General features: G+C 64.9%; 20 protein-coding genes. 12 read left to right on the top strand and 8 right to left on the bottom strand.

Annotated elements, in window-relative coordinates:
- The first annotated feature begins 76 nt into the window (after positions 1 to 76).
- Positions 77 to 526: an NUDIX hydrolase gene (locus M1B35_RS12870; protein WP_268262102.1), complete on the top strand. Its 450-nt coding sequence runs from the start codon at positions 77 to 79 to the stop codon at positions 524 to 526.
- Between the two features lie 52 nt (positions 527 to 578).
- Here M1B35_RS12870 and M1B35_RS12865 read toward each other — a convergent pair whose 3' ends face one another.
- Positions 579 to 995 (bottom strand): GFA family protein, encoded by a 417-nt coding sequence (locus tag M1B35_RS12865; RefSeq protein WP_123331612.1) that lies wholly within the window; start codon positions 993 to 995, stop codon positions 579 to 581.
- Positions 982 to 1677: a YwqG family protein gene (locus tag M1B35_RS12860; RefSeq protein WP_268262101.1), complete on the bottom strand. Its 696-nt coding sequence runs from the start codon at positions 1675 to 1677 to the stop codon at positions 982 to 984. Before M1B35_RS12860 ends, M1B35_RS12865 begins: the two co-directional genes overlap by 14 nt.
- Positions 1678 to 1843: 166 nt before the next feature.
- Between M1B35_RS12860 and M1B35_RS12855 the strand changes: the two genes are divergently transcribed.
- Positions 1844 to 2725 (top strand): LysR family transcriptional regulator, encoded by an 882-nt coding sequence (locus M1B35_RS12855; RefSeq protein ID WP_268262100.1) that lies wholly within the window; start codon positions 1844 to 1846, stop codon positions 2723 to 2725.
- Positions 2726 to 2740: 15 nt separating this feature from the next.
- On the opposite strand, the gene M1B35_RS12850 is transcribed toward M1B35_RS12855, so the two are convergent.
- The 4 genes from M1B35_RS12850 to M1B35_RS12835 all read right to left on the bottom strand — a co-directional run bounded on the left by M1B35_RS12850 (position 2741) and on the right by M1B35_RS12835 (position 6320).
- Complete coding sequence (locus tag M1B35_RS12850; RefSeq protein ID WP_268262099.1) at positions 2741 to 3361, bottom strand: LysE family translocator; 621 nt, start codon at positions 3359 to 3361, stop codon at positions 2741 to 2743.
- A 115-nt stretch (positions 3362 to 3476) separates the two neighbouring features.
- Positions 3477 to 4268: a nucleotidyltransferase domain-containing protein gene (locus M1B35_RS12845; protein ID WP_268262098.1), complete on the bottom strand. Its 792-nt coding sequence runs from the start codon at positions 4266 to 4268 to the stop codon at positions 3477 to 3479.
- Between the two features lie 20 nt (positions 4269 to 4288).
- The gene (locus M1B35_RS12840) at positions 4289 to 4930 is read right to left on the bottom strand and encodes a LysE family translocator (protein ID WP_268262097.1); all 642 of its coding nucleotides are present in this window, start codon (positions 4928 to 4930) and stop codon (positions 4289 to 4291) included.
- Between the two features lie 163 nt (positions 4931 to 5093).
- Positions 5094 to 6320 (bottom strand): DUF1444 domain-containing protein, encoded by a 1227-nt coding sequence (locus M1B35_RS12835; RefSeq protein WP_268262096.1) that lies wholly within the window; start codon positions 6318 to 6320, stop codon positions 5094 to 5096.
- Between the two features lie 236 nt (positions 6321 to 6556).
- On the opposite strand from M1B35_RS12835, the gene M1B35_RS12830 reads away from it, so the two are divergent.
- The 4 genes from M1B35_RS12830 to argE all read left to right on the top strand — a co-directional run bounded on the left by M1B35_RS12830 (position 6557) and on the right by argE (position 10329).
- The gene (locus M1B35_RS12830) at positions 6557 to 7897 is read left to right on the top strand and encodes a flavin-containing monooxygenase (protein WP_268262095.1); all 1341 of its coding nucleotides are present in this window, start codon (positions 6557 to 6559) and stop codon (positions 7895 to 7897) included.
- Positions 7897 to 8307, top strand: a complete 411-nt coding sequence (locus M1B35_RS12825; RefSeq protein WP_123331628.1) for a RidA family protein — start codon at positions 7897 to 7899, stop codon at positions 8305 to 8307. The genes M1B35_RS12830 and M1B35_RS12825 overlap by 1 nt, the downstream gene beginning before the upstream one ends.
- 120 nt (positions 8308 to 8427) lie before the next feature.
- The gene (locus tag M1B35_RS12820; RefSeq protein ID WP_268262094.1) at positions 8428 to 9102 is read left to right on the top strand and encodes a DUF1028 domain-containing protein; all 675 of its coding nucleotides are present in this window, start codon (positions 8428 to 8430) and stop codon (positions 9100 to 9102) included.
- Between the two features lie 69 nt (positions 9103 to 9171).
- The gene (gene argE, locus M1B35_RS12815; RefSeq protein ID WP_268262093.1) at positions 9172 to 10329 is read left to right on the top strand and encodes an acetylornithine deacetylase; all 1158 of its coding nucleotides are present in this window, start codon (positions 9172 to 9174) and stop codon (positions 10327 to 10329) included.
- Between the two features lie 37 nt (positions 10330 to 10366).
- On the opposite strand, the gene M1B35_RS12810 is transcribed toward argE, so the two are convergent.
- Positions 10367 to 11290 carry a LysR family transcriptional regulator gene (locus tag M1B35_RS12810; protein WP_123331635.1) on the bottom strand — a complete coding sequence of 308 codons (924 nt, stop codon included), beginning with the start codon at positions 11288 to 11290 and terminating at the stop codon, positions 10367 to 10369.
- Between the two features lie 314 nt (positions 11291 to 11604).
- On the opposite strand from M1B35_RS12810, the gene M1B35_RS12805 reads away from it, so the two are divergent.
- The 5 genes from M1B35_RS12805 to M1B35_RS12785 all read left to right on the top strand — a co-directional run bounded on the left by M1B35_RS12805 (position 11605) and on the right by M1B35_RS12785 (position 17834).
- The gene (locus tag M1B35_RS12805; RefSeq protein WP_268262092.1) at positions 11605 to 12987 is read left to right on the top strand and encodes an aspartate aminotransferase family protein; all 1383 of its coding nucleotides are present in this window, start codon (positions 11605 to 11607) and stop codon (positions 12985 to 12987) included.
- Between the two features lie 175 nt (positions 12988 to 13162).
- Positions 13163 to 14203 carry an ABC transporter substrate-binding protein gene (locus M1B35_RS12800; RefSeq protein ID WP_268262091.1) on the top strand — a complete coding sequence of 347 codons (1041 nt, stop codon included), beginning with the start codon at positions 13163 to 13165 and terminating at the stop codon, positions 14201 to 14203.
- Between the two features lie 204 nt (positions 14204 to 14407).
- Complete coding sequence (locus M1B35_RS12795; RefSeq protein WP_268262090.1) at positions 14408 to 14788, top strand: RidA family protein; 381 nt, start codon at positions 14408 to 14410, stop codon at positions 14786 to 14788.
- A gap of 135 nt (positions 14789 to 14923) precedes the next feature.
- Entirely contained in the window at positions 14924 to 16924 is a 2001-nt protein-coding gene (locus M1B35_RS12790) for a peptidase U32 family protein (protein WP_123331643.1), read from the top strand.
- 208 nt (positions 16925 to 17132) lie between these two features.
- Positions 17133 to 17834, top strand: a complete 702-nt coding sequence (locus tag M1B35_RS12785) for a DUF3053 domain-containing protein (protein ID WP_123331645.1) — start codon at positions 17133 to 17135, stop codon at positions 17832 to 17834.
- Positions 17835 to 17902: 68 nt separating this feature from the next.
- Here the strand turns inward: M1B35_RS12785 and M1B35_RS12780 are convergent, their stop codons facing one another.
- Entirely contained in the window at positions 17903 to 19294 is a 1392-nt protein-coding gene (locus M1B35_RS12780) for an aldehyde dehydrogenase family protein (protein WP_123331647.1), read from the bottom strand.
- Between the two features lie 102 nt (positions 19295 to 19396).
- Between M1B35_RS12780 and ptrR the strand changes: the two genes are divergently transcribed.
- Complete coding sequence (gene ptrR, locus M1B35_RS12775) at positions 19397 to 20278, top strand: putrescine utilization regulator PtrR (RefSeq protein WP_268262089.1); 882 nt, start codon at positions 19397 to 19399, stop codon at positions 20276 to 20278.
- Positions 20279 to 20334: the final 56 nt, after the last annotated feature.

The raw sequence follows: 20334 nt of genomic DNA, 5'->3' as shown, positions 1-20334 counted from the left end.
GCTGGAATCATCTCGCGCCGCCCCCATCAACCCCGATCATGCGGCGCTTTTTTTACTCATGGAAAAGGATGGCCTTATGCGCGAACGTCAATCGGCCCGGTGGCTGGTCTTGAACCCCGACCGGGCGCTGCTGTTGTTCCACTTCCGGCACCATGACGATGCCCTGGCCGGGCGCAGCTATTGGGCCACGCCCGGTGGTGGTGTCGAACCCGGCGAGAGCTTCGAGGCCGCGGCGATTCGCGAGCTCTGGGAAGAGACCGGGTTGCGTATCGAGCACGCGGGGGCATCGGTGGGCGAGCGCAGTTTCCCCATGCTTTTGCCCAGTGGTGAAGAGGTGCGGTCCGTCGAGCGCTACTACCTGCTGCAGGTGAGCGATGCCCGGCTGTCCCGGGAACAATGGACTGTCGAGGAACAGCGGGTCATGGCCGACCATCGCTGGTGGTCCAGGGCTGAACTGGAAGCCACCCACGACACGGTTTATCCCCTGGGCCTGCTGGAAATGCTGGAGCAAGCGGGGGCGTTCTGACGGGCCGCGGCGTGGTTTTTCTGCCCGTCAGTCTGTTGGCGATGCCAGGGCTTCAGTCGTGCTGCGGCCAGGCGTCGGTGATGCTGTGCCACGGCGCCTTGTCGGCCACGTAAAGGTGTTTTTGTCGGGGGGCGAGGAAGGGCGTGTCCAGGCTGCCGAGGGCGATCGAGACCCAGTCGGCGTAGGCGCCCTGGGTGTTACTCCAGAACAGTGAGGCACCGCAACGGCCACAGAACTGCCGGGCCACACCGGGGGAGGAGGCGTAGCTGTTCAGCGCCTCTGGCTCACCACTGATGTGCAGGCTTGAGCGCGGCACGCTGGCGTAACTGGCAAAGGCTGCGCCGTGACCTTTGCGGCATTGGCTGCAATGGCAATGGGTCACGGCTTTGGGTGGGCTGCTCAGCCGATACTGCACGGCGCCGCACAGGCAACGGCCGTGGTAATCGGCGGGGGCTTCAGTAGAAGTCATAGTAGATCGCCCATTCGCCGCTCTCCCGGTGCTTCCAGAACATCAGGCTGCCGCTGTGGATCACGTTGAGGTTGATCTTGGCGTCGGACGAGATCTGCATGACAAATTCAAAGCCGTCGCCGGGGTCGATGCCGGCCTGGCAAAAGGACGGGTAGCCCCCCAGTTTGTGCTCGTAGCAGTGGCTCACCAGGTCGTAGTAACAACTGATGGTGCCGTCTCGTTCGAGGCTGAGGACTTCCAGTTCCAGGTCCCGGGGGATACCGCCGCCGTCCCACAAGGGATAGTCCTCGGCAACGACTTCGGCTTTCAAAGGAAAGGGTTTTAGGAAGGCCTTGGGCGCCGTCAGCTCCTTACGCACCAGCACGTCGTCGGCGCGGTATTCGCGAATCACCCAGTTGTTGCCCATGGGTTCCAGCTCATCGGGGAAGGGGTTGCCGACGAACAGGGTCAGGACTCGCACGCCTTCCAGCCATGGGCTGCTGAAGGGCAGGGCCGGCAGGTAAAACTGGGCGAAGGGCAGCAGCGGCTCACCCTGCGGGTTGCAGGGCAGTTCTTCGTCGGGGCCGTACAGAAAGACGCGACCCAACCAGCTTTCTTCATCGCTGTGGGTGGGGCGAAAACCGCCGGCGCTGAACTTCACGGCCGGCTTGGCCAGGCGTTGCTTGAGCTCCTGAATGTCCATGGTCAGGTGGTCTATCCCTATCGGTCAGTCGTGGAAAAGGGCGCTACTGTGGGCGGTTTTGCACGTGCTTGGCAAGCCTGGCGGCCATGGAAAACAGGTCACGCCCGGGGCGCGGTTTGGCATAAGATCCGCCCCAGCATTTTTGCATTCAGGGACAGGCAGCACCGTGAACTGGGACGATCTGAAGTTTTTCCTGGCCGTGGCCAAGGCCCACAACATCACCGATGCCGGGCATGCCCTGAAGGCCTCGGCGTCCACCGTTGCGCGCAAGGTGGCCGCCCTTGAACAGGCCCTGGGCCAGGGCCTGTTCGTGAAGAACACCACCGGCTATTTCCTCAGCGAAGCCGGGCAGGCGCTGTTGCCCCTGGCCCTGGAGACCGAGGCGCGCTTCCTGCAGATGCAACGTCAAGTGGCCCATCCCGGCAGCGGCCTGGAAGGCAGCGTGCGCATCGAGTGTCCGGAACTGATGGGCACCCACTTGATCATTCCCGGCTTGCTGGGCTTTCGCGAGCGCTACCCGCAGATCCGTTTCGACCTGGTCAACGCCGCACGTTCCAGCAAGCTGGCCCACAGCCAGAGTGACGTGATCCTGCGGTTGCGCCGAGCCGAGAGCGGCCCGTTCACCCAGCGTCGGGTGGGCCGGCTGGCCCAAGGGCTGTTCTGCTCCGACGCCTACGCCGCACTTCAGGGGCTGCCCGGGTCGGCGGCCGATCTGCCGGCCCATAGCCTGATCGGCTGGAGCGAGGACATGGCCCACATGCCCCTGGCGCTCTGGCTGGCGCAGATCAGCGACGGGCAGGGCTTGTGGTTGCGGGTGCCGACCCTCAATGCCCAGCTCCAGGCGGTGCAGGCCGGCCTGGGGATCGCGGCCTTGCCGGCCTATGTCGGGCATCGCCTGGGGTTGTGCCCGGTGCTGCCGATGCTGACGGCACCGGGGGCGGAGATCTGGCTGCTGCGCAATCAGGCGAGCCAGGGGCTGGCGCGGGTCGACCGGGTAGTGGAGCACCTCGACCAGTGGCTGCAGCAGCACGCGGCCGAGTTGCAGTAAGCGCGGCGGTCTGGTTCAGATCGACCAGGCCCTGAACAACATCCATCCGGCCACGGCCAACAGCAGCAGCCCGAACACCGCATTCTGCAGCACCAGCCAGCCGGGCCGGGTGCGCATCAGGCGTTGCACCGTCGCCCCCAGGGACACCCACAGCAGGTGGGCGCAGAAGTTCAGGGCGATCAGCGCCGTGCTGAGCATCAGCACCTGGGTCGGGCGCGCGTCGTCCACGGGCAAAAAACTCGCGAACATCACCAGCAACATCACCAGCCCCTGGACATTGCCCAGTTGAACCACCACGCCGTCGCGCCATTGCAGCGGCCTGGAGGGCTCGGCGCTGGCGGTCGGCGGGCGGCGCAGCAGGCGCAGGCCGCGCCAGAAAATGTAGGCGCTGCCGGCTATTTGCAGGCCGCGCATCAGTGTCGGGTAGGCACTCAGACTGTGGTACAGCCCGAGCCCCATCAGCAGCGCGAGCAGCAGGTAAGTGAGGTCCAGCCCGGCGATAAACCTCAGGGAATGGCGCACGCCACTCTGCGCCCCGGAGGTGGCGACCATCAGGTTGCCGGGGCCGGCGCTCAGGGCCAGGGGCGCCATGGTGGACAGCCACAAGGCCCAGTTGATGTCGACGATGGCCTGCACAGGCGCTTCCTTGTTGGCAGCGCGGAGTGCGCCGCAGGCAGTCTATGGCGGGTGATGGCGGGTGGTTAGCACCAGGAATGGAAAACGATTTTCCACAAGTGAGTGTCGCTCGGTGTCAGCGAGGCGCGGTGCTGGGGTCTTGATGGGCGGCTTGCAGCCAACGGGTGAACTCACGCAGCCGTTGGCTGAACCCCGGGACCGCTGCCGCACTGTGCCGAGCGTGCTGCAGGAAAAAAGCGCTGGCCGCCGCCATGGCCGGGAAGCCTTCGACAAACAGCTCGGCATGCTCTTCCAGGCTGGCCGGCCAGCGCTGCTCCTGCTCCGTGCGCAGCAGGTTGGTCGAGCGTATGAGCTTGCGTGCGGCCTCGCGCTGCCAGCGGGGCACGTCCACGGATTGCCCGGCGCCATCGATGCGATCGGCGTACCCCAGGAGGACGCTGGCGAAGTCGCCATTGACCGCGATGGCAATGGCCCGGGACGGCTTGAACGGCGTGAAGTGTGTGCTCAGGTCGTTGCCCCACAGGCAGCGGCAGTGGTGCTTGAGCCAGTAGCCCCAGCTCGCCCGATACTCGGGGGCCAGCACCTCGGCGCGCAGGCCGATGTCGAAATCGATCTTCAGCACTTCCGGATGTTGCGCCGCCAGGGTCTGCCGCAGGCATTCCAGGTCTGCTTGTTCTTGGGCACTGGCCGGGCGCTGCAGCACCAGGGTCAAGTCCAGGTCCGACGTCCCCGCTTTGGCATCGCCCCGGGCCACGCTGCCGTACAGGTACAGGCCGTCGAGCAGGTTCGGGAATTGCTGGCTCAAACGGTGGCTCACCTGCGCCACCAGCCCCCGGAATTCGGCCTGGATCGGGCCGTTGGGGGCGGCGGTGATAAAGCCGTCAGCGGGGGGCGAGGCGGGGGCCATGGGCGCTCCGGAGTGGGCGTTTACGCCGTTTGCCGGCGCATGGTCAGGATCGCGCTGCCGAAGAAGATAAAGGTGGAACCGACCACGCGATTGACCCACTTGGAAAACGCCGGGCGCGTCAGCACGCCTTTGGCCCGCGAAGCGAGCAGGGCGTAAGCGCTGAGGGAGATCAGCGACAAGGCCATGAAGATCAGGGTCAGGATCAGGAACTGTGGAACCAGCGCCGCCTGTTGATCGATGAACTGCGGGAATAGTGCGGTGAAGAAAATCGTCGCCTTGGGGTTGGTTGCCGCGGTCAGGAAAGCCGACTTGTACAGCTTGACCGGCGAGGGCATGGCCTCTTGCGGCTGGCCGTCGCTGGTCACCGCCAGGGTCGGGGTTTTCCTCAACAACTGCTTGGCGCCGAGGTAGAACAGGTAGCCGGCACCGGCGATCTTCACCGCGTTGAAAATCAGCTCAGAGCTGGCGATCAGCGCCCCCAGCCCGAGCATGGCAGCGGCCGACATGCAGAACAGGCCGCTGACGTTGCCCAGCGATGACCAGAGGGTCGACTTGGCGCCGTACGCCACGCTGTTATGCAGGGCCATCAAAGTTGCGGGGCCAGGGCTGGCGATGGAAATGGCAGCGACCAGGGTGTAGGTCAAAACCGAGTGAACATCCATTTTTCGTGCTCGATAAACAGGGGGAGGAGGGCGCGATTCTAACGAGAATAATGGCGGCGCGTCAGCCTGCGCTTTTTCAATTCGGCGCCGAGCATGCGGCCGGCAGATTCTGCGCGGCCTGTTTCTGCGGGCCATTGTTCCAGCAACGTGGGGGCGACGCGTGTCAGTTCATCGGCGTTAGCCGGCTCAGTTGTTCGCTGCTGGGAAAGCCCAGGGTACGGTAGCGCGGGGGGTAGTGCTCGCGGTCCGGGGCCAGCAGTTCACCCAGGTGGGTTTCGACGTCGTGCCAGGCGACCACCTGGGTGTCGGTGGCGCCCTGGTGGTTGGGACGCACCAGGATGATTCGGTCGGCCTTCGGCAGCGAGGTGTCGACGCCTTCGGTCCAGGTCGCCATCGAGAAGGTCTTGTTGGGATCGCTGGTGTGCTGGTAGAGCAGGTGGGTGGCGACGAACAGGTCGTCGTTGAAGGTGTCATGGATTTTTTCCAGGGTTTCTTTCTGCACGCTGTAGAGGCTGTGCCACAGCCTGCGCTGCAGGTCGTCCAGGCGTTCCTGGAGCGCGGCCTGGGCCACATTGAAGGGCACGATCCGCCGGTCATCGTAGGTGTAGACCTGGCTCGACAGGGCGCGGCCGTTGTCCATGGCCTGGAAGCTCAATTCGATCATCTCCTGCTGGCCTTCTAGGTCCTTGTCGCCGGTCACCAGCAGCACGTCGTGGGTGGGCATCATGAACACCGGCCGGCCTTTGATCGGCGCCCGTTGTAGCACGTCGGGGAGCAAGGCGCGGCTGGCGTCGTAGCCGTCCTTCCAGGCGCCCAGGTAGAGCCCGGGGATGATTTCCTCGAAGGCTTCGGGGGTGCTGTCGCGCAGGTTGTCCAGGGCCATGGCCAGGCCCTGTTCCAGGGTGATGCCCCAGTCGTTCTGGGGGCCCTGGGTCAGGGTCGAGGTGGCGTCGGGGTAGTCCACTGCCAGCAGCAATACGCAATCCTTGCCCAAGGGCTGATGAGCCAAGGTGAGGGGCGAGTCCCAGCCCTTGCTGCGCACCTGGAACAGCCGAACTTCTTCGAGCATGCCGAGGCTGCGAATCACCGGCCGCAACAGCGGGCGGACCTCTTCGAAGGGCTGGGGGGCCTTGTCCTGGGTGCCCAGCAGAATGTTCACGTAGTGGGTCAGCACCTGGGGGCGCTGAGCGGGGGCGGCTTGCTGGTACTCGTGGTAGGCATTGTGCAGATTGAAGTAGCACTGATCGCCGTAACCCACGCGAAATTCGTCCGCCTGGTAGTCGAGGTCACTGCGGTAGCCGCCTTCGCGAGCGGCCTGGATGATCTTCTGGGCAAAGGCATCGGGTGTCGGCGGGCGGTTGAACAGTCTGTCGAATAATGCCTTGAACATGTACCGGGTCCTCCATGGGGGCGAGTGGCGCATGATGCGGGTCCTGGCAGGCGGGGTAAAGCCGCACGCGCCCTGGAGGCTCGCGAACCCGGCATCGGGCACGCCCAGCTTTTTCCTCGCCAGCGACGACAAAAATCATAATTTCGCTATTGCCCGGCTCCGAACAGAATGCGTCCAACCCCCACCTTTCGAGGCACTCCCGGGGCAGCCATGATCCGCATCTGTAGGGGCAAGCCATGATCGACCTGAACCAAGCCGGCACCAGCGCCGCATCGTCATTTATCGACACGCTTATCGTAGGCGCCGGTCAGGCCGGTGTGGCCATGAGCGAGCACCTGAGCAAGCTCGGCGTGCCGCACCTGGTGCTGGAGCGCGAGCGCATCGCCGAACGCTGGCGCACCGGGCGCTGGGACTCCCTGGTGGCCAACGGACCGGCCTGGCACGACCGCTTTCCGGGGTTGGAATTCGACGGCCTGGACCCCGATGCCTTCGCCTCCAAGGACCAGGTGGCGGATTACTTCGAAGCCTACGCCAAGGCGTTCAACGCGCCGATTCGCACGGGCGTGGAGGTGCACCGGGTGCAACGCAATGCCGACCGCCCGGGCTTTACCGTGACCACTTCCGAGGGCGTGATCGAGGCCCAGCACGTGGTGGTTGCCACCGGCCCGTTCCAGCGCCCGGTCATCCCGCCGATTGCCGCGCAGGCCGGTGCCATCAGCCAGATCCACTCGGCCGACTACCGCAACCCGCAGCAGTTGCCCGAGGGCGCGGTGTTGGTGGTCGGGGCCGGGTCGTCGGGGGTGCAGATCGCCGACGAGCTGCAACGTTCCGGGCGGCAGGTGTACCTCTCGGTGGGCGCCCACGATCGTCCGCCGCGCTCCTATCGCAACCGTGATTTCTGCTGGTGGCTGGGCGTGCTCGGTCAATGGGACGCTGAAGGCGTGGAGCCGGGCAAGGAACACGTGACCATCGCTGTCAGTGGTGCCCGGGGCGGCGAGACCATCGACTTCCGCCGTCTGGCCCAGCAGGGCATGACCCTGGTGGGGCTGACCCAATCCTTCAGCAACGGGGTGGTGAACTTTGAGGCCAACCTGGCCGAGAACTTGGCGCGGGGCGACGAGAACTACCTGGCGCTGCTGGATGCCGCCGATGCCTACATCGCCCGCAATGGCCTCGACCTGCCCTTGGAGCCTGAAGCCCGCGACATGCTGCCGGACCCAGTCTGCGTCAGCCAACCCATTCTCCAGCTGGACCTGGCCAAGGCCGGCGTGACCTCGATCATCTGGGCCACCGGCTACGGCGTGGACTACCAGTGGCTGCAGGTCGATGCCTTCGACGCCAACGGCAAGCCTCGCCACCAGCGCGGCGTGTCCAGCGAGCCCGGGGTCTATTTTGTCGGCCTGCCATGGCTGTCGCGGCGCGGTTCGGCGTTTATCTGGGGCGTGTGGCATGACGCCCGGCACATCGGCGAACACATCGCCAAGCAACGCAAATACCTGGATTACCGTGACGCCTCGCAACGCCAGGCCGAGCGTGATTCCTCACCCGTAACCACCCGCCTGATGGGAGCCCGTTGATGCCTACTCATACCCGCATTCGTATGTTCAACACCAAAGACACCTACCCCAACCAGAGCCTGGACAACGACCTGTGCCAGGCCGTGCGGGCCGGCAATACGGTCTATGTTCGCGGCCAGGTGGGCACCGACTTCGAAGGGCGCCTGGTGGGCCTGGGCGACCCGCAGGCTCAGGCCGAGCAGGCGATGAAAAACGTCAAGCAACTGCTGGAAGAGGCCGGCAGCGACCTCAGCCATATCGTCAAGACCACCACCTACCTGACCGACCCGCGCTACCGCGAGCCGGTCTACCAGGAAGTCGGCAAATGGCTGAAAGGGGTGTTCCCGATCTCCACTGGCCTGGTGGTGTCTGCCCTCGGCCAGCCGCAGTGGTTGATGGAAATCGACGTGATCGCGGTCATCCCGGACTGAACCCTGGTGCGCCGGCCGTGCCATACAGGCGGTCGGCGGCGGGCTTGACTGATTGCACGTCCCCCTTTTGTGCCTGGCCCTTGCCGGCTGGGCCCCAGCCCTTGAGTCCAAGGAGGTTTCATGACCTTTTCCATCGTTGGCCGTTGTGCCGAAACCGGCCAGTTGGGCATTGCCATCAGCTCTTCGAGCATCGCCGTGGGCGCCCGTTGCCCCTGGCTGCGGGCCGGGGTCGGCGCGGTGGCCACGCAGAACATCACCCTGCCGGCACTGGGCCCGCAGATCCTCGACCTGCTGGCCGCCGGCCTGGAGCCCGGCGCCGCCCTGGACAGGGCCTTGAACAGTAATGGCTACAGCCAGTACCGCCAGGTTGCGGTGCTCGACAGCCAGGGGCGCAGCGCGATGTTCAGCGGCACCCAGGCGCTGGGCAACAGCCAGGTGCTGGCGGGCGAGCAGTGTGTGGCCGCTGGCAATTTATTGGCGAGCACCGAGGTGATCGGCGCCATGGTCGCCGCTTTCGAACACGCCGAAGGCAGCCTGGCCCAGCGCTTGCTCGCCGCCATGCACGCCGCTGTGGCCGCTGGCGGTGAAGCCGGGCCGGTGCACTCGGCGGCGCTGTCGGTGGTCGAGGAATTGACCTGGCCGATTGTCGACCTGCGTGTGGACTGGGCCGATGACGACCCGATCGGGCAACTGGACCGGCTCTGGCAGGCCTACCAGCCGCAGATGCAGGACTACCAGACCCGCGCCCTGAACCCCACGGCGGCCCCCAGTTATGGCGTGCCAGGCAACGAGTAATGCGCTTCCTGGCCGGGTGCGATTCATCGCCCGGCCGCTTTTTATCGCCATGCCCCAGGAGCCCCGTCCATGCCCACCAGTCGTGAATTGCTGGCCAAGCTGATTGCCTTTAACACCGTCAGTCGCGAGTCCAACCTGGCGCTGATCGCGTTTGTCTTCGACTACCTCAAGGCCCAGGGAGTGGACGCCGAGTTGGTCTACAACCCCGAGCGCACCAAGGCCAACCTGTTCGCCAGCATCGGCCCCAGCGACCGCGGCGGCCTGGTGCTGTCGGGCCACACCGACGTGGTGCCGGTGGCTGGGCAGGCCTGGACCGTCGAGCCGTTCCAACTGACCGAGCGCGACGGCAAGTTGTACGGGCGGGGCAGTGCCGACATGAAAGGCTTTATCGCCTCGGTGTTGGCGGCCGTGCCGCAGTTTCTTGCGCAACCGCTGCAAGTGCCGGTGCACCTGGCGTTCTCCTACGACGAAGAGGTCGGTTGCCTGGGGGTGCGTTCGCTGCTGGCTGAACTCGCACAGCGGCCGCACCGGCCCATCGCCTGCCTGATCGGCGAGCCCACCGAGCTCAAGCCGGTGCTCGGTCACAAGGGCAAGCTGGCCATGCGTTGCCAGGTCAAGGGCGCGGCCTGTCATTCGGCCTATGCGCCCCAGGGGGTCAACGCCATCGAGTACGCGGCGCGCTTGATCGGCAAGCTGGGGGACATCGGCGAGCAACTGGCCCAGGGGGCGTTGCATGACCGGCGGTTCGACCCGCCATTCTCGACAGTGCAGACCGGGATGATCCAGGGCGGCCGGGCCTTGAACATCGTGCCGGCCGAGTGTCAGTTCGACTTTGAGGTGCGGGCCTTGCCCGATTTCGATGCGCAGCAGGTGGTGGATCAGTTGGCCGACTACGCCGAACACCAGCTGTTGCCGGCGATGCGCGCCCGCAGCAGTGCCAGCGATATTGCCTTTGAGCCCCTGTCCGCCTACCCGGGGCTGGCCACCGACCCCCAGGGTTCGTTGGCCGAGTTGCTGGCGCGTATCAGCGGCAGCCGGGCATTCGGCACCGTGGCCTTTGGCACCGAGGGCGGGCTGTTTCACCAGGCCGGCATTCCGGCCGTGGTCTGTGGCCCGGGCAGCATGGACCAGGGGCACAAGGCCGATGAGTTCGTCAGCCAGGAGCAGCTCGACGGCTGCGACGCCATGCTCGCGCGCCTGACCGATTGGCTGCGCAGCGGCGCCTGAGGGCGTCCTCACTCGCACCGCGCCCAGCCGTTGTCGCTTAGGGGCAGACGCCGGCAGCCCCGGCACTCAGTTGTTCCTTGCAATAGGCCACGAACAGTTGGGCGGGCTTGGTCGGCTGGGCGCGTTTCAGCCAGGCCGACACCAGCCCCGAGGTCGACACCTGCTCGGCCAGGTTCACGGCCACCACTTTCTTGCCGTCGTAGGTGCATTCCGAATGGGGCCGGGTGACCAGCAGGGAGAAGCCGAAGCCCTGGCCGACCATGCCCCGGACCATTTCGATGGAGGGCGAACTGAAGACAATGTTCGGCGTCAGCCCCAGCTCAGTGAAGATGCGCACGAAGTAGGTGCGGCTGGGCAGCACGTCGAGCAAGATCATCGGCTCCAGGCACAGGTCGCGCAGGGACACCTCGGCCTGCTCGGTGAAACGGTGCCCCTCGGGCAGCAGCGCATAGGGCTTTTGCGGCGGCATCAAGGGCTCGGTCTCGATGGTGTTGTCCAGGTCGTGCTCGTACAGAAAAGCCAGGTCGAAGGTGCCGGCGGTCAGGCCCTGCACCAGTTCCTGCTGGTCGCCGTCGCGGATGCGGATGTCCACCCCGGGGTAGCGCTGGCGAAAACCGGCAATCAGGCGCGGCAGGTACAGCGGCGCCACCGTCTCGAAACAGCCGATATCAATCTGCCCGGAAACAATGTCGTTGTCGGCCATGGCGTTCTGCTCGAACTCATGGGCCATGCGCAGCAGCTCCTGGGCTTTGCGGTAGAAGCGTGTGCCGCTGGGGGTGAGCGACACCCCTTGGGCGTGGTGGCGGATAAACAGCTGCACGCCGAAGCTTTCTTCCAGGCCCTTGATCGCAGTCGAGATCGACGGCTGGGCGATGTACAGCTTGCGCGAAGCCTCGGCCACGCTGCCGGCCTCCACGGTGGTCACGAAATACTTGAGTTGGCGCAAGGTGTAAGTAGCCACGGGAACCTCTGTCGGGTGATGGCGGCGCAGTTCATGGGCGGCGTTTGGCCAGTGGGCGAGCGGCGGTGCTGGAGGCTGGGATCAGGCGCCAGGACGGTGCCCGTCGAACCTGCACCATACCTCAGCCGGGCGCGTCGGGCGTGTGCCCTCTGGCGAGCTTTTTTATCGCTCCCAAGCATATTTTTACTAATTTTCCTCGGTCCGGGGATGTCGCACTATCGAACCTCACTGAACGCACCAGGCGGTCGGCGTGATCGGTTGGCCCCTACAGCGCCCGCCGCACCCTGCCGCCAAGAGCCCAGGAGAAACCTGCAATGACCGCGCCATCGAGTAACCGCCGTGACACCGCCGAGTACCAGGCGCTGGATGCAGCCCACCACATTCATGCCTTTCTCGACCAGAAAGCGCTGAACGAGGAGGGGCCTCGGGTGATGGTGCGTGGCGAAGGCCTGGTCCTGTGGGACAACGACGGCAAGCGCTACCTCGACGGCATGTCGGGGCTGTGGTGCACCCAGCTCGGTTACGGCCGCAAGGACCTGGCCGCTGCGGCCACCCGCCAGCTGGAGCAACTGCCGTACTACAACTTGTTTTTCCACACCACCCACCCGGCGGTGGTGGAACTTTCGGAGCTGCTGTTCAGCCTGTTGCCGAGCCACTACAGCCACGCGATCTACACCAACTCCGGCTCCGAAGCCAACGAGGTGCTGATCCGCACGGTGCGCCGTTACTGGCAGATACTCGGTCAACCGCAGAAGAAAATCATGATCGGCCGCTGGAACGGTTACCACGGCTCGACCCTGGGGGCCTCGGCCTTGGGCGGCATGGCGTTCATGCATGAGATGGGCGGGATGATCCCGGATGTGGCGCACATCGACGAGCCCTACTGGTTCGCCCACCCAGGCGACTTGAGCCCGGCCGAGTTCGGGCTGCGTGCGGCGCGGCAACTGGAAGACAAGATTCTTCAACTGGGCGCCGAGAACGTCGCCGCCTTTGTCGCCGAACCTTTCCAGGGCGCCGGCGGGATGATTTTCCCGCCGGACAGTTACTGGCCGGAAATCCAGCGCATCTGCCGCCAATACGATGTGCTGTTGTGTGCCGATGAGGTGATCGGCGGTTTCGGACGCACCGGCGAATGGTTCGCCCACCAGCACTTCGGCTTCGAGCCGGACACCCTGTCCATCGCCAAGGGCCTGACCTCGGGCTATATCCCCATGGGCGGGCTGGTGCTCTCCCAGCGCATGGCCCAGGTGCTGGTGGAGCAGGGCGGTGTGTTCGCCCACGGCCTGACCTATTCCGGGCACCCGGTGGCGGCCGCCGTGGCCATCGCCAACCTCAAGGCCCTGCGTGATGAAGGCGTTGTCACCCGGGTCAAGCAGGACACCGGCCCCTACCTGCAAAGCTGCCTGAGGGAAGTGTTCGGCAATCACCCGTTGATTGGCGAGGTGCAGGGCACCGGCCTGGTGGCGGCCCTGCAGTTCGCCGAAGACAAGGCCACGCGCAAGCGCTTCGCCAACGAAAACGACATGGCCTGGCGTTGCCGCACCCTGGGCTTTGAGGAGGGCCTGATCATCCGCTCTACCCTGGGCCGGATGATCATGGCGCCGGCCCTGGTGGCCGGGCGCGCCGAGATCGACGAACTGATCGACAAGACCCGCAAGGCCGTCGATCGCACGGCTCGGGAGTATGGCCGCCTCTGACCTGCCGACCCTGCTGAGCGTCGCGCGCATGACGCGTCGGTCCGGCTTTCCTGGACGAAAGCATTTACCCATAACGATGCCGGGCCCAAGAGCCCGGCACGATGGAACTTAATTGGCCTCTGGCCAGCACTGCCCCGCCATAAATCCTTTAAAAAACCAGCTGTGGGAGCGTTCCATGTCCATATCCTTGCGTACCTGTGTTCCTTTTTCATTGGCCCTGTTGTGCACCGGCGTGTTCGCCGAGCCTCAGTCCCTGACCGTCATCTCCTTCGGCGGCGCCACCAAACTGGCCCAGGACAAGGCCTATTTCCAACCCTTCAACGCCAGCGGCGCCGGGCGCATCGTGGCCGGCGAATACAACGGCGAACTGTCGAAGATCAAGGCCATGGTCGATGTCGGCCACACCAACTGGGACGTGGTCGAAGTCGAGAGCCCGGAGCTGTTGCGCGGTTGCGATGCCGGCCTGTTCGAGCGCCTGGACGCCAGCCGCTTTGGCGATCCGGCGCAGTACGTGCCGGGCACCTTCACCGAGTGCGGGGTGGCCACCTACGTCTGGTCGATGGTCATGGCTTTTGACCAGGACAAGCTGGCCAAGGCGCCGTCGTCCTGGGCCGACTTCTGGAACCTCAAGGACTTCCCGGGCAAGCGCGGCCTGCGCAAGGGCGCCAAGTACACCCTGGAAATCGCCCTGCTGGCCGATGGCGTCCCGGCCGATCAGTTGTACAAGGTGCTGGGCACTCCTGAAGGCGTGAGCCGGGCCTTTGCCAAGCTCGACAAAATCAAGTCGAGCATCCAGTGGTGGGAGGCCGGTGCGCAGCCGGCGCAGTGGCTGATTGCCGGCGATGTGGTGATGAGCGCCGCCTACAACGGGCGTATCGCCTCCGCGCAGAAAGAGGGCATGAACCTGGGCATCGTCTGGCCGCAGAGCCTGTACGACCCGGAATACTGGGCCGTGGTCAAAGGCACGCCGAACAAGGCCCTGGCCGAAAAATTCATTGTCTTTGCCAGCCAGCCGCAGACCCAGAAAGTCTTCTCCGAAACCATCCCCTACGGGCCGGTCCATCGCGAAGCCCTGGCGCTGCTGCCGGCCCAGGTGCAACAGCAATTGCCGACCGCCGAAGCCAACCTGGCCAAGGCCCGGGCGGTGGATGCGGAGTTCTGGGTGGACCATGGCGAGGAGCTGGAAGAACGCTTCAATGCCTGGGCGGCTCGCTGATCGTCGGGCATTGATCCAAAGGGTTCGGTGGCAGTTTTTCCATTCGATTGACCACCGACCAGGCCCGCGGACGGTAAACTGACCGCCCACAGGGTGGCCTCATCGATGCCCCTTGCGGTGTTGGCTGTCCGCGGCGACCGACGATGTCGGCGCGGCGGCCTGACCGAGCAGCGCTTTGCCAACCCCTTCAGCAAGAGATTTTTCATGGCCAACCACGACCTGACCTTTATTCCCGACCCTGACGCCGACTCCATCTCTTCCGATGTGGCCGGCTTCGGCGGCCTGCTGGTCTCGACCCAGATCCCCACCCATGCCGATGGCAGCCTGGAACTGGGCGACATCACGCTGCAGAGCGAATGCACTTTGCAGGCGCTCAAGGTGGCGCTGGAGAAGGCCGGCAGCTCCATGGACCGGGTACCGCACCTGACCATTTACCTCACTGACATGGCCGACCGTGCCGCGTTCAACGAGGTCTACCAGCGTTTCTTTGCCAAGCCCTGGCCGGTGCGTGCCGCCGTCGGCGTGGCCGCCCTGGCGGTCGAAGGCATGCGTGTGGAAGTCACCGCGATGGCCGCCAAAGCCTGATTTTCGGGCATGCCCGGGCGTTTATCCGGCGGCCTCGCACAACGCGCGGTCGCCACCGGGCAGCGCACGGGTGCCGGTCACGCGTTTCGCCGCTACAATGCGCGCCTCGACCGTGACAAGCCTGACTAAAAAAATATGTCTCTGCCCAAACATCACCTGGAATTGCTCAGCCCCGCCCGCGACGTGGCCATTGCCCGTGAGGCCATCCTGCACGGCGCCGATGCCGTGTACATCGGTGGCCCCAGCTTCGGCGCCCGCCACAACGCCTGCAACGAGGTGAGCGAAATCGCCGAATTGGTGGAGTTCGCCCGGCGTTATCACGCGCGGGTCTTCACCACCATCAACACCATCCTCCACGACAATGAGCTGGAGCCGGCACGCAAGCTGATCCACCAGCTCTACGACGCCGGAGTCGATGCGCTGATCGTCCAGGACCTGGGCGTGATGGAACTGGACATTCCGCCGATCGAGCTGCACGCCAGCACCCAGACCGATATCCGCACCCTGGCCCGGGCCAAGTTCCTCGATCAGGCCGGCTTCTCCCAGCTGGTTCTGGCCCGCGAGCTGAACCTGCAGGAAATCCGTGCCATCGCCGACGAAACCGACGCGGCCATCGAGTTCTTTATCCACGGCGCTTTGTGCGTGGCGTTCTCCGGGCAGTGCAACATCTCCCACGCGCAGAATGGCCGCAGCGCCAACCGTGGCGACTGCTCCCAGGCCTGCCGCCTGCCGTACACCCTGAAAGACGAAAAGGGTGGGGTGATCGCCTACGAGAAGCACCTGTTGTCGATGAAAGACAACAACCAGAGCGGCAACATCCGCGCCCTGGTCGAGGCTGGCGTGCGCTCGTTCAAGATCGAGGGCCGCTACAAGGACATGGGCTATGTGAAGAACATCACGGCCTATTACCGCCAGCGCCTGGACGATGTGCTCGAAGACCGCCCGGACCTGGCTCGCGCTTCCAGCGGCCGTACCGCGCACTTTTTCCTGCCCGACCCGGACAAGACCTTCCACCGTGGCAGCACCGACTACTTTGTCACCGACCGCAAGATCGACATCGGCGCCTTCGATTCGCCGACCTTCACCGGCCTGTTGGTGGGCGTGGTGGAGAAGGTCGGCAAGCGCGACCTGCAGGTGGTGACCCACGAGCCGCTGTCCAACGGCGACGGCCTCAATGTGCAGATCAAGCGTGAGGTGGTGGGCTTCCGCGCCAACATCGCCGAGCCCAAGGGCGAGTTCGAGGAAGACGGTGAAAAACGCTACCGCTACCGCGTCGAGCCCAACGAGATGCCCGAGGGCATGCACCGCCTGCGCCCGAGCCACCCGCTGAGCCGCAACCTCGACCACAACTGGCAGCAAGCCCTGCTCAAGACCTCCGCCGAGCGCCGGGTCGGCGTGTCCTGGTTGGCCCGCCTCAGCGAGCAGCGCCTGGAACTCAACGTCACCAGCGAAGAAGGCATCCGTGCCAGCGTCGCCCTGGACGGTCCGTTCGGCGTGGCCAACAAGCCGGAGCAAGCCCTGGAACAGCTGCATGACCTGCTTGGCCAACTGGGCACCACCCAGTACCACGCCACGGACATCAAGCTCGATGCGCCCCAGGCGTTTTTCATTCCCAACTCGCAGCTCAAGGCCCTGCGCCGTGAAGTTATCGAGGCCCTGACTGCCGCGCGTATCGAGGCGCATCCACGGGGTGGGCGCAAGGCCGAGACCAACCCGCCGCCGGTCTATCCGGAATCGCACCTGTCGTTCTTGGCCAACGTCTACAACCAGAAGGCCCGGGACTTCTACCACCGCCACGGGGTCAAGCTGATCGACGCGGCCTTCGAGGCCCACGAGGAAACGGGCGAGGTGCCGGTGATGATCACCAAGCACTGCCTGCGTTTCTCTTTTAACCTGTGCCCCAAGCAGGCCAAGGGCGTGACCGGGGTGCGGACCAAGGTGGCGCCGATGCAACTGGTGCACGGCGATGAAGTGCTGACCTTGAAGTTCGACTGCAAGCCTTGCGAGATGCACGTGATCGGCAAGATCAAGGGCCACATCCTCGGCTTGCCGCTGCCGGGCAGCGCGGCAGAACAGGTGGTCGGCCACATCAGCCCCGCCGATCTGCTGAAGACCATCCCCCGCGCACCGCACTGAGTGCGGGACGAGCGCGACGCCGGTGCGTCGCGCTCGTGCCTTGGGCCCGTGGCGCACGGGCCTGCTCCGCGTTATCGCCGGTGCGCCTTGCACAATGGCTGAATTCTGATTGAAACCGGTGGTCTCACGGCGGTCGAGTCTATAAGCTCGCGGGCGCTTTTCAGGGCGTGACCCTGCCTGGCGCTTATCTTTTTTGGAGATCAATGACATGAAGTCCCTGTTTCGTCCCGCTGCGCTGCTGGTCCTGGCCCTGCCTTTGGTCCTGGCCGCTTGCGGCGACAAAGAACCTGAGCAGCGTGCCGCGTTCAGCCAGTTCCTGCAGACCCGCATCCTCGACAAAGCCGGCCTGCGGGTTCCGCAACTGACGGCGGATGAAAGCAAAGCCTTTGGCGACTACAGCACCCACTACGCCGTCATTACCGATTTCTCGACGAGCATGGACAACTCGGTGCAGCCCTTGGGCGAGCTGGTGAAAAAAGGCTCGATGCGTACCCTGGACGATGTGGTTGCCCGGCGTGACGAAATCCGCGCCATCCAGACCGGGCTTGGCGATATCGCCACCCAACTGACTCAGGAACAGGCCAAGGCCGACGCCGCCCACGCCCAGCTCAAGCAGCCCGAGGACCTGAAGGCGGTGTATGACAAGGCCTACGACAGGACGGTCAGCGTGCCGGCGCAGACCTTCCGCGAAGTGCTGCCGCAGCTCGCCGCGACCTTCGACAGCAGCCTGAAAGTGGCCGATTACGTGACCGCACACAAAGCCCAGATCCAGATCTCCGGTTCGATGCTGACGGTCAGTGACCCCAAGGTTCAGGCTGAATTGAACCGGCTGCTGCAGGACCTGGGCGAGCAGGGTAAAAAGGCCCAGCAGGCACAGGTCCGCTTGCAGAAGCTGAAGTTCGGTCGCTAAGCCGAAGCCAAAAAAAACGCCACTCGACTGAGTGGCGTTTTTTTATCGGCCGTTGGGGCCCGGGTCACTTAGTGGCGGTCCAGCCACACGGTCTGGGCGTTGCAGAACTCGCGCACGCCGAAGTGCGACAATTCACGGCCAAAGCCGCTGCGCTTCACACCGCCAAAGGTCACTCGCGGGTCGCTGGCGCAGTAGCCATTGATAAACACCCCACCGGTTTCCAGGCGCTCGGCAAACTGCTCGGCCAGTTCGACGTTGCGAGTGTAGACCGTGGCGGCCAGCCCGAACTCGCTGTCGTTGGCCAAGGCCAGGGCATGCTCGGCATCGCGGGCGGCGATGATCGAGGCCACGGGGCCGAACAGCTCCTGTTTGAACGAAGTCATCTGGTCAGTGACGTCGCCCAGCACTGTCGGCTGGTAGAAGTTGCCGGCGCCGTCGGCCTTGCCGCCACCGAGCAATAGGGTCGCGCCTTCTTCCAGGGTGTCGCGCACTTGTTGGTCCAGCTCGTCACGCAGGTCAAAGCGTGCCATGGGGCCGATGTAGGTCTCGGTCAGCAGCGGGTCACCCACGGCCAGTTGACGGGTGGCCTCGACGAATTTGCGGGTGAACTCCTCAACGATCCCTTGTTCGACGATCAAGCGCTTGGCTGCGGCGCAGACCTGACCGGTGTTCTGATAGCGGCCGATCACCGCTGCTTTGACGGCGGCGTCGAGGTCAGCGTCGTTGAGCACGATAAACGGGTCGGAACCGCCCAGTTCCAGCACGCATTTTTTCAGCGCAGCACCGGCTTGGGAACCGATGGCGATGCCGGCGCGCACGCTGCCGGTCAGGGTTACGGCGGCAATCCGACGGTCGGTGATGGCGCTGGACACGCCGTCCGGGGTGACGTTGATCAGTTCGAACACACCTTCGACAAAACCGGCGCGCTGGAAAGCGTCGCGCAGCAGGTAGGCACAGCCCATGACATTCGGCGCGTGCTTGAGCACGTAGGTGTTGCCAGCGATCAAGGCCGGCACCGCGCCGCGCAGCACTTGCCAGATCGGGAAGTTCCACGGCATCACCGCCAGGATCGGCCCCAATGGGCGGTATTCGATGCGGGCCTTGCCGCCTTCCACCAGGGTCGGTTCGGCGCTGAGCATGCCGGGGCCCTGGGCCGCGTACCACTCGCAGAGCTGGGCGCATTTCTCGACTTCGCCACGGGCCTGGGCAATCGGCTTGCCCATTTCCTGGGTGATCATGGTCGCCAGTTGTTGCGCGTCGTTGCGCAGCTCACGGGCCAGGGCAATCAGGGCGGCGGCCCGTTGTGCCACTGGGGTGTTGCGCCAGGTGGCAAAGCCACTGGCCGCGCGGGTCAGGGCGGCGTCCAGGGCCGAGGCGGATTCAAAGGCGTATTGGCCGATCTGCTCGCCCGTGGCCGGGTTGATAGAGATGGCGTGGGTGACGCTGGAAACCTGAGTCATGGCACCGTCCTGCTGGGTGGGGGAATGGATGCAGGTTACGGGGATGTTTATTTTCTGAAAACTGAATAATACTGAGTCAGTCGTTCACGTTTGGAGAATGAAGTGGATCTGGTCCAGTTGGAAATATTCAAGGCCGTGGCCGAGCACGGCAGCATCAGCGCCGCCGCCGCGCAGATTCATCGGGTGCCTTCGAACCTGACCACGCGCATCAAGCAACTGGAACAGGACCTCGGCGTGGACCTGTTTATCCGCGAGAAAAGCCGCTTGCGCCTGTCGCCCGCCGGCTGGAGCTTTCTCGACTACGCCCGGCGCATCCTCGACCTGGTGCAGGAGGCCCGCGCCACGGTGGCCGGCGAAGAGCCCCAGGGGCCATTTTCCCTGGGCTCCCTGGAAAGCACGGCGGCAGTGCGCATTCCCGGGTTGCTGGCGGCCTATAACCAGCGCTACGCCAAGGTCGAACTGGACCTGACCACCGGGCCCTCCGGCACCATGATCGACGGTGTGCTGGCCGGCCGCCTGGCCGCCGCCTTTGTCGACGGTCCGGTGTTGCACCCGGCCCTGGAAGGCGTGCCGGCGTTTGAAGAGGAGATGGTCCTGATCGCGCCCCTGCATCACGCGCCGATCCATCGGGCCCGGGAGGTCAATGGCGAGAACATCTACGCCTTTCGCGCCAACTGCTCCTACCGCCATCACTTTGAACGCTGGTTCACCAAAGACGCCTCGGTGCCGGGGAAAATCTTCGAGATGGAGTCCTACCACGGCATGCTCGCCTGCGTCAGTGCTGGCGCCGGCCTGGCCCTGATGCCCCGCAGCATGCTCGACAGCATGCCTGGCTGCAGCACCGTCAGCGTCTGGCCGCTGTCGGAAGATTTCCGCTACCTGCGCACCTGGCTGGTCTGGCGCCGCGGCACCGTATCGCAAAGCCTGACCATGTTTGTGCGCCTGCTGGAAGAACGCGGGGTGGTGCCGGAGGCGGGGCCGTGAGGCAGGTAATAAAACGGGGCGTCGAAACGCCCCGCAACAACGCCCAGGGTGTCAAC

The organism is Pseudomonas morbosilactucae (genome assembly GCF_023241665.1).
Taxonomy (GTDB): Bacteria; Pseudomonadota; Gammaproteobacteria; order Pseudomonadales; family Pseudomonadaceae; genus Aquipseudomonas; species Aquipseudomonas morbosilactucae.
Note: the sequence above shows the minus strand (reverse complement) of the source record. Positions and strands in the feature narration are given on the sequence as shown.